The organism is Campylobacter concisus, assembly GCF_003048905.1.
Classification (GTDB): Bacteria; Campylobacterota; Campylobacteria; order Campylobacterales; family Campylobacteraceae; genus Campylobacter_A; species Campylobacter_A concisus_V.
Window position 1 is genome coordinate 455,064 of record NZ_PIRO01000001.1, and the last position, 12,651, is coordinate 467,714.

The following is a 12,651-nucleotide window of genomic DNA, read 5'->3' on the forward strand; positions in this document are numbered from 1 at the left end:
TTATCAAGTTAAATTTGCCGCTTTGCGGTTAAATTTAGCTTGCTCAAATTTAATCTCCAAATTTACTAAATCATTTCCGCCGCAAAAGCCCCAAATTTGCGAAAATTTACTATAATTACCGTATCAAATTTAAAGAGTAAAAAATGGCAAATTTAGACGAAATAAGAAAAAATATCATCCTAAAACCTGGCATGCACTATTTTGATTTCGCGGCTTCGGGGCTTGCTTATGAGCCCGTAGAGCGCGAGATAGGCGAAATTTTAAAAACCTACGCCAACACCCACTCCGACAGTAGCTCTAGTGCGATCATCACGCAGAGACGCTACGAGGGCGCGAGAGAGAGCCTAAAAAAGCTGCTGGGGCTTGACGAGCGGTTTTGTCTCATCGCCTGCGGACATGGCACGACGGCCGCGATCAAGAAATTTCAGGAGCTGCTTGGCATCTATCTGCCGCCTGCGACCAGAAGCGCGATCGGCGAGGCAAATTTACGTACCGCGCAGCTTCCGCTCGTGCTCGTTTCGCCCTACGAACACCACTCAAACGAGCTTAGCTATCGCGAGGGGCTTTGCGACTACCTGCGCGTACCTCTTAGCGAGGGCGGCGAGATCGATCTGCTAGCGCTTGAGCGCATCCTGAAGCTAAATGCCGGACGCCGCATCATCGGCTCATTTAGCGCCGCCTCGAACGTCACGGGCGTCATTAGCGACTATAAAAAGATCAGCGAGCTAATCAGGGCTGCGGGCGGTATCGTCGCCTTTGACTGCGCGGCGCTGAGCTCGCACGCAAATTTAGACTGCGATTACTTCGACGCTATTTTCCTCTCGCCGCATAAGCTATTAGGAGGGCCTGCTAGCTGCGGGCTTTTGGCGATTAAAAAAGAGCTGCTCGGTAGCGACGTGCCGACATTTGCCGCGGGCGGAACGGTCGCCTACGCTAGCCGCGAAGGGCACGTGTTTTTGAAAAATCCCGAGCAGCTAGAAGAAGGCGGTACGCCGCCTATTATCGGGCTTATGCGGGCAAATTTGGCTTACGCGCTGCGAAACGAGGTGGGCTTCGAGCAAATAAAAAGCGCCGAGGACGAGCTAGCGCGGCTTTTTGAGAGCGAGCTAGCGGGCATTGACGAGATCATAAACTACGCTCCAAAGGGCGCGCCGCGGCTGCCGATAATTTCGTTTAACGTGCGCGGCGTCTCGGCGTATGATTTCGCCGCGAGCCTAAGTAACGACTTCGGTATCCAGACGCGTGCGGGCGTGATGTGCGCGGGGCCGTATGCTCACGATCTGCTGGGTATCAAGGAGGGGCGCATGCCCGAGAGCAAGCCCGGCTTCGTGCGCGTGAGCCTGCACTACACGCACACCGAGCAAGACGTGCATTATCTAGTGGGCGCGATAAAATCCTGCACTAAAAAACACCGCGAGCTCTGGGGTGAGGAAAAGGCGATGTATGAGATGTTCGGCGGGAAAATTTAGCTTTACAATAGTGGTTAAACGGAAGTAAATAAGTTTAAGGAAATATAATAAATGAAAATTCAAATAATATCTTACTCCACAATATTTAAAATAAATGATCCGCACATGTCTTGCACTATTAGCACTTTTGAACATCCTAAGAGTTTTGATGAATTTGATATAAATGTTATAGATTTAAATAGTCCTAACTTATGGAGTTTCAGCCCAGAATACCAAAAGTGCACTGAGGCCGTATATCACCTTAAAACATTAAAAGAAATTATGGAGAACTCTAAAAAAAGCATGTCTATCATATTAATGCCTGCGAACACAAAAGTATCATTGCTTCGTTCTGGAGGCTTAACTGCTCAAACTATTTTAATTAAAGATATTATCAAGCAAATTAATTATGAACTATGCGAATTAACCTTGTCTTATGCGCGGCTAAGATATGAAATAAGCACAACGACCATAAACGAACGAAATTTTTATTCCGATTTTATATTTGACAATGTGGAAGAAGAGACCATTAAATGGTCAAATGGAGGTAAGAGCACAATAGTAAAGCATAATGAAAGGCTATACTCAACTACTCTTTTGATTAAAAACACAACCAATGATTTAGAAATTTTAATATCATTTATTGTTTCTAGATTTAAAAAATCCGATGTTCCTGATTGGTTTAATAGTTTGGAATACTTTGATGATGCTGCGTTAAAAAATAAGCGTAGTGAATTATTGAATATGTATCGGCAAATTAAAGATATAGATAGGCGAATTGATAAAAATAATAGATTCAAATCAATCCTGTATTCAAATGGAGATGAGTTGATTGATGTGGTAAAGGGAATTTTAGTAGATATTTTTAAGTTACAAGATGATCATTTTATAGATGTAAAAAAGAAGATTTTAGATTCAAATTTAGAGATATTAACTTTATAGTAGAGATAAAAGGGATAAACACAAACGTTAAAAATAGCAATATAGCACAGTGCAAGAAACATGTAACTGATTTAATAGCCGAAGACGATACCAAGTCTCCTGGCAGTGTAAAAGGCCTGCTAATAGTTAACCCTCAACGCGACATAGAGCCTGGCAAAAGGGAGCCGATACATGCCAATCAAATAAGCTATGCAAAAAGTGAAGGTATATTAATAATAACGACTTTAGAATTACTAAAATTATATCAAGCATGCACTAAAGACGAAGTTGTTAGTAATAAATGTTTTGAGACGTTTAAAAATAACGTCGGAGAGTTTAAATTTGATTTATAAAAAGGGCGCAAAGTGCACCCGAATCACGCAAATTTAAGCCATAAATTCGACTCAAATTTGCGCGTAAATAAAATTAGTTTTTGCGACTGTTTGCGTCAGGCGTGAAAAGCGGCTTATCTAACAGCTTAAAGTCACCTATAAATTTCTGACCCTCTTCGCTTGTAGCCCATTTTATGAATTTCTCTGCATTTTCGATGTCAGTTTTAGGGCAGTGTTTTGGATTTACTGCGATTAGAGAGTAGAAGTTTTTAAGATCGTTGTCGCCCTCGTTGATGATGACCATCTCAGGATGACCTTTTTGGTTTGCTTCATATTTAATGTAAGTACCACGATCAGTAAATGTAACGCCTTTTTGCTCAGCAGCAGCATTTATTGTAGCTAGCATACCTTGGCCTGTTTGCATATACCAGCCGTCTTTTTCAGGGACTTCACCAGCGATCTTTTTCCAGATGCCTTTTTCTTTATTGTCTGTGCCTGATTTATCGCCACGTGAGAAGAATTTGATACCATCTTTTTTGATAAGCTCAAAGCTCTCTTTTATATCTTTACCTTTAAATTTATCAGCGATTGATTTATCAGCGATAACGACGAAGTCATTATACATTACGGCATTTCTTTTTAAGCCAAAACCTTTTTCTACAAATTCTTTCTCAACTTTTGGTGAGTGAACGAAAAGTATGTCAGCGTTGCAGTCTTCGCCAAGCTTTAGTGCAGCGCCTGTGCCAACAGCTGTCCATTTTATATCAACGCCTGTTTTTGCCTTATAAACTGGATAGATCGCGTCAAGCAAGCCAGTGTTATCTGTACTTGTTGTAGTCGCCATGATTAGTTCATTATCAGCGCCAAACGCCAAAACTGCGGCTGCTAGTGAGCCTAAAATAATCTTTTTCATTTTTCTCCTTTAAAAAAATTGTGATATTATAGCACATTTAAAATAATCTTAAGAAATATGCTAGGAAAGAATAATTGGATTTTTTACTTCACGGCTTTGCAGAAGCCTTTAATCTACTTTTAAACGGCAATCTTGAAACATATTCAGCCATCAAGGCTACCCTTTACACATCAAGTGTGTCGATACTTTTTGCCGTTCTTATAGGCTTTCCACTTGGTTTTTCGCTTGGATTTTATGACTTTAAGGGCCGCAAAATTTTACGCCTTCTAAGTGACACAGCTCTTGCCATGCCAACGGTTGCGATCGGTCTTATTTTATATGCATTTATCACGAGAAATGGCCCGCTTGGCAGCCTAAATTTACTCTTTACGCTAAAAGCGGTCATGCTGGGTCAGTTTGTGCTAGCCCTTCCTATCATCATCTCGCTTACTGCAAGCGTGGTTGAAAATATGGAGACAAAGCACTATCTAACTATCCTAAATTTACGCCTTGCGCCAGCAAAGCTAGTTTTTTGCGTGCTTTATGAGTTGCGCTACGCTCTCATGGTAGTTATCGCCACAGCCTACGGCAGAATCGTGGCTGAAGTGGGCATTGCGATGATGATAGGTGGCAACATCAAGTATTTTACCCGCACGATCACGACTGCGGTGTCGCTGGAGACGAACAAGGGCGAGTTTGCGATGGGTATCGCGCTAGCTTTGGTGCTCATCTTTATCGCATTTGCGGTAAATTTGGCGATACATGCGCTAAAAAGGCTTGATAGATGAAATTTGATAAATTTAGAAATTTTACGCTCGTAAAAAGCGGGCTGGGCGCGTCAAATTTGAGCCTTTTATTTAAATTTAACGAGAAAGGCGCAAAGTGATAAACGTTAGAAATTTACGCCTAAACTACGGCGCGAACGAGATTTTAAATATCCCACGCCTTGATATCGACGTCGCCAAAATCACCGCGCTAACGGGCAGCAACGGTAGCGGCAAAAGTACGCTTATGCGAGTGATTTCGTTTTTGCAAAAGCCAACTAGCGGCGAAGTGCAGCTGTGGGGAAGCAGCGCGCCTAGTCTAAATTTACTGCGCGACGTTAGCGTTTTGCTACCAGAGCCCGCGCTTTTAAAACGCTCCGTGAGGGAAAATTTCAAAGCCGTTTTAAAAAGCCGCGGAGTGCTGTGGGAATTTGACGAGCGAGCGAGCGAGGCGTTAAATTTGGTCGGGCTTGACGAGAGCTTTTTAAACAAGCGCCACTTTGAGCTAAGCTCCGGGCAGACGCAGCGCGTTAGCTTTGCGTTAAATTTGGCGCTTAGATCGCGTCTTTATCTACTCGACGAGCCGACAAATAGCGTGGACGTGGGCACGTCAAAGCTGTTTGGCAAAGCGGTGCTTTACATGCGGCAAAGATACGGCTGCGGCTTTGTGATCGCTAGCCACGACGACAAATGGCTAACCGCCATTGCCGAAGAAAACGTCTTTTTGCACAAGGGGCGTGTGTGCGAATTCGAGTACAAAAATATATTCGACGCGCGGGACGGGGTTTTAAAATTTGACAAAAACGCGAGCGTAAATTTACCGCAAAATTTACGTAACGCCGTAAAGATCGCCGTAAATCCAAGTAAAATAACGCTAAGCAAAACGCCGATAGAAGGCTATCTTGAGGGCATCTTGCACTCGGTTTCGCTCTATCTTGGCAAAGATCTTTTGGTGAAAATCAAAGTCGGCGACTTTTTGATTAAAACGCTGGCGGCGAATTCGCAAAATTTTAGAGTCGGCGAAAATATTTATTTTAAATTTGACGAGGAAGCGTTTTTGGGGCTTGAGTGAGCCCTGAAATTTTGCAAATTTCGCTTCAAATTTTAAATTTAGACTCGTTTAACGCCCGTTAAAAGAGCCTAGTTAAAAGTAAATATCAAAATGAAGCGTAAATGCAATATATATGCTGAAATTTCATATTTATTTTATCTCCTAAAATTCGCCGTAAGTAATATGCAACTAAGGCATATTTAAGCATATATTAATTTTTTTGATTTATTTTTTTTTAAGTATAAGAAATAAGCCAAAAAGTAGTATAGTTTCACAATCGAGAAAAATCTCAAAAAATAGACAAAAATGATAAAGGAAGGCGATGACTAGCAAGGGCGAATTTGCGGCGGGACGTGGGCTTTACTACTCGCTATTTTCGCGTTTTTTCGTTTTTAGCCAAGAAGCCGATAGATTTAGCGGCGTAAACGCGATGCTAGGCCTTGCCTCGGCGCACGCTCTAAACGAGGAATCGGCCGCCGCGATAATGCGCATACAGGCAAAATTCGACGAGAAAAATTCGCAAAATTTAGCGGATGAATTCGATGAAATTTTCCACGCTCTGCCAAGTCCGCTTAGAAACTCGCTGTCCTACTACGACGAGGGCTACGAGGTCGGGCATGCCTGCGCGAAAGTGCGTAAAATTTTAGCCCGCACCGACCTTAGGCGCGACGAGGCTAAATTTAAAGAAAACGAAGACAACGTGGGTTTCGTGTTTGCGCTAATGAGCGAATTTATCGCGCGAGAGAGCGAGCTGGAGTTATACGGCGAGCTTGAGGAGCAGCTTTTTAAAGAGATCATAAACCCAAACATCGACGAATTTATAAATGATCTTTTTAACCACGAAAGCAGCGAAGTTTACAAAGACGTCGCAGTGCTTTTGCAAGGATTTATAGAGTTTGAGCGCGTAGTTTTAAGCGCGCCGCGTCCTATAAATCAAGGCAAAAACAAAAAGACTTTGGACGGAGTTTCAAGATCTGAGGCCATAAGAAGGCAAAAAAACCGAGTGAGAAAGATAAAAGCTATGGAGGAAGAAAATGCAAAAAAATAGGCGAGAATTTTTAAAAAAGGCGGGGCTAGTCGGCGCGGTAGCGGCTACGGCCGGAGTAGCGACGGCAGCGGCGTCAAACCTAAAATACGGTAAAAGCAAAAAGACCGAAGTGCTTTATAAAAGAAGCAAAAACTGGGATCTATACTACGAACAAGCGAAATAAATAAAATTTAAGAAAGGATGAATATGTCTGAGGCAAATTTACGTCTTATGCCCCACTCAAACGCAGTCGGGCGAAGATCGTTTTTAAAAATGGCCGCGCTAGCAGGCGTAGCGAGCGGCATGAGCGGGCTGGCTGCTAGCGGCGTAACTAGAAGCGCCACAAAAGAAGAAATGGCAAATCCGTTTCCAAACTCTAAAATCGTAAAAACCGTTTGTACGGTTTGCTCCGTTGGATGCGGAGTGCGCGCCGAGGTAGAAAACGGCGTTTGGGTACGCCAAGAAGTAGCCCAAGATCACCCGGTAAGCGCGGGCGGCCACTGCTGTAAGGGCAGCGACGTCATCGATATGGTGCGCTCTCACTGCCGCGTGAAATACCCGATGAAAAAAGTAGGCGGCAAATGGAAACGCATCAGCTACAAAGACGCGCTTGACGAGATCGGCGCCAAATTAAAAGCGTATCGCGAGAAAAACCCTGAACAAGTGATGTTTCTAGGCTCTGCAAAAGATTGCAACGAACAAAGCTATTATATAAGCAAATTCGTAGCGATGTTCGGGACTAACAATCTAGATCACCAAGCACGTCTTTGACACAGCTCTACAGTCGCCGGTGTGGCGAATACTTGGGGTTACGGAGCTATGACCAATCATCTTGGAGATATCCAAAACGCGAAGTCTATCTTTATAGTGGGCGCAAATCCGGCGGTAAATCACCCGGTCGGCTTTAGACATTTTCTAAAAGCGAAGGAAAATAACGGCGCAAAGCTAATCGTGGTCGATCCAAGATACACGAGAACTGCTGCAAAGGCTGATTATTTTGCTCAAATTCGCACCGGCACGGATATACCTTTTATGTACGGCATGATGAATATCATCTTTCAAAACGGCTGGGAAGATAAGGAATTTATAAACGACCGCGTCTACGGTATGGATCTGATCCGCGAAGAGGCTGCCAAATGGACGCCTGAAGTCGTGGCCGATGTTTGCGGGATCAAAAAAGAGACGCTTCTTGAGATAACCGAAGTTTATGCCAAAAATCGCCCGGGATCGGTCGTTTGGGCGATGGGTCTAACTCAGCACACCATAGGCAGCTCAAACACTCGTATCGCTCCGATCCTGCAACTAGTGCTAGGAAATATGGGCGTATCGGGCGGAGGCTGTAATATTCTGCGCGGTCACGACAACGTTCAAGGCGCGACGGATATGGCGAATTTGCCGACCGAGCTACCCGGGTACTATCCAAAAAACGAAGCCAACTGGAAATACTTCGCTAAGATGTGGAAGGTCGATTTTGAATGGCTCCAAAAGAATTTCGTTAAGCCTGAAATGATGTTTAAACCCGGATTTACGCTATCAAAATGGTGGGCGGGCGTGCTTGACGGTAAAAACGGCAACGAAGCCGTAGATAATGCCAGCGACAGTATAAAAGCCTTAGTGGTAATCGGCAACGGTATCACATCAACCGCGCAACAAGTAAAAGTAAAAGAAGGCCTAGATGCGCTTGAGCTTTTAGTGCTGGTAGATCCTTTCGTAAACGATGCCGGCGTGATAACTGACAAAAAAGACGACGTCTACATACTGCCTGCGGCGACGCAGTTTGAAACTAGCGGTACGGTCGTAGCGACAAACCGTAGCGGCCAATGGAGAAGCCAGGTTGTAGAGCCTCTCTTTGAGAGTATGCCGGATCACGAAATTTTGTTTGAGCTTGCCAAAAGGCTAGGCTACTATGACGAGCTAACGCGCACGATCAGAGACGCCGAAGGCAAGATCGAGTGGCCTGAGGTCGCTACGCGCGAGATCGCAAATATAATAAAAACTATCGGCATGACGGGTTGGACTCCGGAAAGGCTCAAAAGGCACCAAGAAAACTGGGATAAATTTGACGAAAAAACAAGTCTAGGAAAACCGGGCACCGTAGTCGAAGGCGAATACTACGGTCTGCCGTGGCCGTGCTGGACGGAGGATCATCCGGGCAGCCCGATACTTTACGATATAAACAAGTCCGTTAGGCAAGGCGGTATGGGTTTTAGAAACCGCTTCGGCTTAGAGCATAACGGAGTTAGCCAATTAGCCGCAGACGGTAGCGCGCCCGTAGATTCGTTTGTCAAGGGCGGATATCCGGAGATCAAAAAAGATAACATCGAAAAGGTGCTAGGCATCACGCTAACCGAAGATGAAAAGGCTAAAATAGGCGGCAGCTGGATACATGACGATAGTAATATCATCGCTAAAAAATGCATGGAGAAAAACATCGCTCCGTACGGCAACGCGCGAGCTAGGACGATCGTTTGGACTTTTGCGGATCAAATTCCTCTTCACAGAGAGCCGCTGCATACGCCTAGATTCGATCTAGCGCAGAAGTATCCGAGCTTTGAGGATAAGAAACTTCAAAACCGCGTCGATACAAAATTTAAATCCGTCCAGCTAGCAAAGGACTACTCAAAAGAATTTCCTATTATCCTCACGACGGCTCGCCTCGTAAATTTTAGCGGCGCGGGCATGGAGACGAGAGCTAGTATGTATCTAAGCCGCTTGACGCCTGAGATGTTTGCGGATATCCACCCTGAACTTGCGGCTAAACACGGCATTAAAAACTGGGATTTCATCTGGGTTCATTCGCCTGAAGGTACTAAGGTTAAGGTGCGCGCCAGAGTGGTACCGTCCGTTAAACCCGACACCATCTTTATGCCGTTTCATTATGCGGGTTATATGCAAGGCGTTGATATGACGGGTAATTTCCCGGAAGGCACCAAGCCTTATGCGGTAGGCGAGAGCGCAAATACCGTCACTAACTACGGATATGATATAAACACTCAGATTCCTGAAACCAAAAGCGGTCTATGCCGCATAGAAAAGGCGTAAAATGAGCGAATTTAACGATAACAATAGACTTAAATTTTACTGCGACGACGATAGATGTATCGACTGTAACGGCTGCGCGGTGGCTTGCGACGAGGCTCACGAGCTGCCTCTTGGCATCCGCCGCCGCCGCGTCATCACGCTAAACGAAGGCATGCCCGGTAAGGAAATATCAACCTCGATAGCCTGCATGCACTGCGAGGACGCTCCGTGCTCGCTGGTTTGCCCGGTTGATTGCTTTTATATCAGAAGCGATGGTATCGTGCTACACGACAAAGATATCTGCATCGGCTGCGGATACTGCCTATACGCGTGTCCGTTCGGCGCGCCTCAGTTCCCGCGCGATGGAGTGTTCGGCGCCAAAGGCTCGATGGATAAGTGCACGATGTGTGCAGGCGGTCCGCTACCGACAAATAGCGAAGCCGAGCGCGAAGAGTACGGCCAGGATAGAATTTCCGAAGGCAAAGTGCCGGTTTGTGCGGCGATGTGCTCGACAAAGGCGCTGCTAGTAGGCGAATCTGCAATGATAGAGAAGATCTACGGCGATAGGGTCAAGGCACGCGGCTACGGCTTTAAAGACCTAAAGCAAACTCTGACTTGGAAGCTCGCCTACTATGCTGGCGATAGGCTTAAAATAAAATCTTAAAATTTAGCTCGCTCTTGCCGAGATTGCGGGGGCGAGTAATCTCATCAAATTTGACACGGTTTGGCTGCGTCAAATTTGACTCACACTTCTTTAGCTTCACTAAATTTTACATAGATAGTTCGTCAAATTTGAATGCAGGTAAATTTAAAATAAAAATGGATAAATTTAAGTAGAAAGGGCGGTCTCCCGCCCTAAATTTACGCTCTAACAGGCGACAAATACGGATTTGCCGAGTGCATCGACATCTCGTTTTGCTCTCTAAATTTGATAAATTCCTCTTCGCTTAGACGCCTGATGTTTGCTATCGTCATCTTTAGCGGCGTGATGCCTGAGAGCGGATCGGGATCGCCGGCGTTTGCTAGCTCGTTACCGTCGGCCTCGCTGTAGTGGAAGGTCGTAAATATCGTGCCTTCTTTTAGATCCGGATTTACGCGTAGTTTGGCCGCGATCTGGCCGCGTTTGTTTTGTACGAGCGCGTAGCAGCCCTCCTCTAGCTCCCTCTCGCGAGCGATATCGGGGCTTACCTCGATGAGCGCGCCCTCGATGCCCGCGCCGTATTCAAGGGCCGGACACTCTCTAGTCATCGTGCCGGTGTGGTAGTGATAGACCTTGCGTCCGGTCGTAAATAGGCACGGATATACCTCATCAGGCACCTCGCTAAGCGCGCCGCTACCGACTGGGTAGCCCTCCGGGATATTCATCTTGGCTCTAAATTCGGCCTCGGCCTTTGCGCGTTCGTTTTTATCGTCTAAGTAAAGCACCGGCGCAAAGCGGAATTTACCGCCAGGCAGCATGGACTTGTGATCTGCGTAAAGCACCGGCGTACCCGGATGCTCCTCGTCGGGGCACGGCCAGCTGATACCGCCTAGTTTGCCTAGCCTATAGTAGCTGATACCGCCGAAAAATTTAGGCATAAGCTCCCTTAGCTCGTTCCAAATTTGCTCAGGGCTCGCAAAATCAAACCCCTCTAGCCCCATGCGGTTTGCGATGTTGCAAACGACCTTCCAATCAGGCTCCACGCCGTTAACGGGCTCGCTAGCTTTGCGAGTGCGTTGGACGCGGCGAGAGGTGTTGATAAAGGTTCCGTCCTTTTCGCCCCAGCCCGCGGCAGGTAGCACCACGTCGGCCTTATGCGCGCTCTCGGTAAAGAAAAGATCCTGCACGATAAAGCAGTCTAGGTGATGTACGGCGTGGACGAAGTGCTCGGTCCAAGGATCGCTCATTACGGGGTTTTCGCCGTAGACGTAGAGTACTTTTAGCTCGCCGCTATCCATTTTATCGGGCGCTTGAGTTAGCTTAAAGCCAGGAACCGGATTTAGCTCAAAGTGCCATACTTTGCGTGCTTGCTCCTGCGCGTAAGGGCTGTTTACCGCGCCTGCCGGGATGACGTTAGGTAGCGCGCCCATGTCGCATGCGCCCTGGACGTTGTTTTGACCGCGCAGAGGATTTACGCCCGCGCCCTTTTTGCCTAAATTTCCAGTTAAAACGGCTAAATTTGATAGCGAAAAGACGTTTGACGTGCCGTCGCTAAACTGCGTGATACCCATCGTGTAGCAAATCGCCGCCGCGCCTGCTTTAGCATACATCCTAGCTGCTTCTATGATGAGCTCTTTTTTTATACCGGTTTCGCGCTCGAAACGCTCAGGCGTAAAGTCCTTAACCGCTTCTTTTAGATATTCAAATCCCTCGGAGTACTTCTCGATAAATTCGCTATCTTGCAAATTTTCGGCGATTATTACGTGCATCATCGTATTTAGCGTTTTGATATTCGCTCCGATCGGGATTTGCAAGAAAATATCGGCTTTTTTAGCCATATCGGTGCGCTTTGGATCTACGACGATCATCTTGGCACCGCGTTGAAGGCCGCGCTGCATCTGCATAGCGATGATCGGGTGGCACTCGCTCGTGTTTGTGCCGATCAGTAAAAATACGTCCGTATCGGTCGCAAATTCTACCAAATCATTAGTCATCGTTCCGTTTCCTAGCGTGCTGGCAAGACCTGCCACTGTAGGAGCGTGTCAAAGACGGGCGCAGTGATCGACGTTGTTGCTACCCTGGGCGCGGAAAAATTTCTGGAAGACGTAGTTGTCTTCGTTATTTGAGCGCGCAGAGCTAAAGCCCATGATCGAGCTTGGGCCGTATTTTTCAACGGTGGATTTAAATTTATCCGCAAGGAAATCATAAACCTCCTCAAAACTCACTTCTTCAAGCTCGCCGTGCTTGTCGTAGACGCCGTTTAGCTTTCTCATCATCGGTCTGCTTAAGCGTTTAGGAGAGTTTACGAACTCCCATCCGAACATTCCTTTTAAGCAAAGCTCGCCGTCGTTTACGTGGTGGTCTTTGCTAGGTTTGGCGTCTACGATTCTACCGTTTCGCACGATAAGATCGATGCCGCAGCCCGTACCGCAATATGGACAGGTGGTCTTTACGATCTCTTCCATTTTTGATCCTTTCTGGTATTACTGAAAATTATGAGATTATTATACAACTGCAAATGTAAATTTAGTTTTAAAATTAGTATATTTTTTTAA

Annotated in this window: 11 protein-coding genes; 9 read left to right on the forward strand and 2 right to left on the reverse strand. The window is 46.0% G+C overall.

From position 1 onward, the window contains the following. Positions 1–143: 143 nt before the first annotated feature. Entirely contained in the window at positions 144–1,469 is a 1,326-nt protein-coding gene (locus CVS95_RS02295) for an aminotransferase class V-fold PLP-dependent enzyme (protein WP_107695430.1), read from the forward strand. Positions 1,470–1,520: 51 nt separating this feature from the next. Next, positions 1,521–2,390: a hypothetical protein gene (locus tag CVS95_RS02300; RefSeq protein WP_107695431.1), complete on the forward strand. Its 870-nt coding sequence runs from the start codon at positions 1,521–1,523 to the stop codon at positions 2,388–2,390. Between the two features lie 405 nt (positions 2,391–2,795). Here CVS95_RS02300 and tupA read toward each other — a convergent pair whose 3' ends face one another. Beyond that, on the reverse strand, positions 2,796–3,614 hold the full coding sequence (gene tupA, locus CVS95_RS02305; protein WP_103577135.1) for a tungstate ABC transporter substrate-binding protein TupA: 819 nt from the start codon (positions 3,612–3,614) through the stop codon (positions 2,796–2,798). Positions 3,615–3,688: 74 nt separating this feature from the next. On the opposite strand from tupA, the gene tupB reads away from it, so the two are divergent. From tupB to CVS95_RS09545, 7 genes are all read left to right on the forward strand, one after another. Further along, positions 3,689–4,381: a tungstate ABC transporter permease TupB gene (gene tupB, locus CVS95_RS02310; RefSeq protein WP_087584699.1), complete on the forward strand. Its 693-nt coding sequence runs from the start codon at positions 3,689–3,691 to the stop codon at positions 4,379–4,381. Positions 4,382–4,475: 94 nt separating this feature from the next. Then, complete coding sequence (gene tupC / locus CVS95_RS02315) at positions 4,476–5,429, forward strand: tungstate ABC transporter ATP-binding protein TupC (RefSeq protein ID WP_107695432.1); 954 nt, start codon at positions 4,476–4,478, stop codon at positions 5,427–5,429. Positions 5,430–5,730: 301 nt separating this feature from the next. Then, positions 5,731–6,456 carry a molecular chaperone gene (locus CVS95_RS02320; RefSeq protein WP_107695433.1) on the forward strand — a complete coding sequence of 242 codons (726 nt, stop codon included), beginning with the start codon at positions 5,731–5,733 and terminating at the stop codon, positions 6,454–6,456. Beyond that, positions 6,443–6,619: a twin-arginine translocation signal domain-containing protein gene (locus tag CVS95_RS02325; protein WP_009496297.1), complete on the forward strand. Its 177-nt coding sequence runs from the start codon at positions 6,443–6,445 to the stop codon at positions 6,617–6,619. Before CVS95_RS02320 ends, CVS95_RS02325 begins: the two co-directional genes overlap by 14 nt. Before the next feature lie 47 nt (positions 6,620–6,666). After that, positions 6,667–9,477 (forward strand): formate dehydrogenase subunit alpha, encoded by a 2,811-nt coding sequence (locus CVS95_RS02335; protein WP_234400027.1) that lies wholly within the window; start codon positions 6,667–6,669, stop codon positions 9,475–9,477. 1 nt (position 9,478) lies between these two features. Beyond that, positions 9,479–10,120 carry a formate dehydrogenase FDH3 subunit beta gene (gene fdh3B, locus CVS95_RS02340; protein ID WP_107695436.1) on the forward strand — a complete coding sequence of 214 codons (642 nt, stop codon included), beginning with the start codon at positions 9,479–9,481 and terminating at the stop codon, positions 10,118–10,120. A gap of 23 nt (positions 10,121–10,143) precedes the next feature. Beyond that, on the forward strand, positions 10,144–10,293 hold the full coding sequence (locus CVS95_RS09545; RefSeq protein WP_159071254.1) for a hypothetical protein: 150 nt from the start codon (positions 10,144–10,146) through the stop codon (positions 10,291–10,293). A gap of 24 nt (positions 10,294–10,317) precedes the next feature. Here CVS95_RS09545 and CVS95_RS02345 read toward each other — a convergent pair whose 3' ends face one another. Then, the gene (locus tag CVS95_RS02345) at positions 10,318–12,561 is read right to left on the reverse strand and encodes a molybdopterin oxidoreductase family protein (RefSeq protein WP_234399990.1); all 2,244 of its coding nucleotides are present in this window, start codon (positions 12,559–12,561) and stop codon (positions 10,318–10,320) included. Between the last annotated feature and the right edge of the window lie 90 nt (positions 12,562–12,651).

What these genes read in the sequence shown, in the direction of transcription:
- CVS95_RS02320 (WP_107695433.1), top strand. Translation starts at nt 5,731, where the DNA reads ATGACTAGCAAGGGCGAATTTGCGGCGGGACGTGGGCTTTACTACTCG.
- CVS95_RS02295 (WP_107695430.1), top strand. Translation starts at nt 144, where the DNA reads ATGGCAAATTTAGACGAAATAAGAAAAAATATCATCCTAAAACCTGGC.
- CVS95_RS02300 (WP_107695431.1), top strand. Translation starts at nt 1,521, where the DNA reads ATGAAAATTCAAATAATATCTTACTCCACAATATTTAAAATAAATGAT.
- fdh3B (WP_107695436.1), top strand. Translation starts at nt 9,479, where the DNA reads ATGAGCGAATTTAACGATAACAATAGACTTAAATTTTACTGCGACGAC.
- CVS95_RS02325 (WP_009496297.1), top strand. Translation starts at nt 6,443, where the DNA reads ATGCAAAAAAATAGGCGAGAATTTTTAAAAAAGGCGGGGCTAGTCGGC.
- tupA (WP_103577135.1), bottom strand. Translation starts at nt 3,614, where the DNA reads ATGAAAAAGATTATTTTAGGCTCACTAGCAGCCGCAGTTTTGGCGTTT.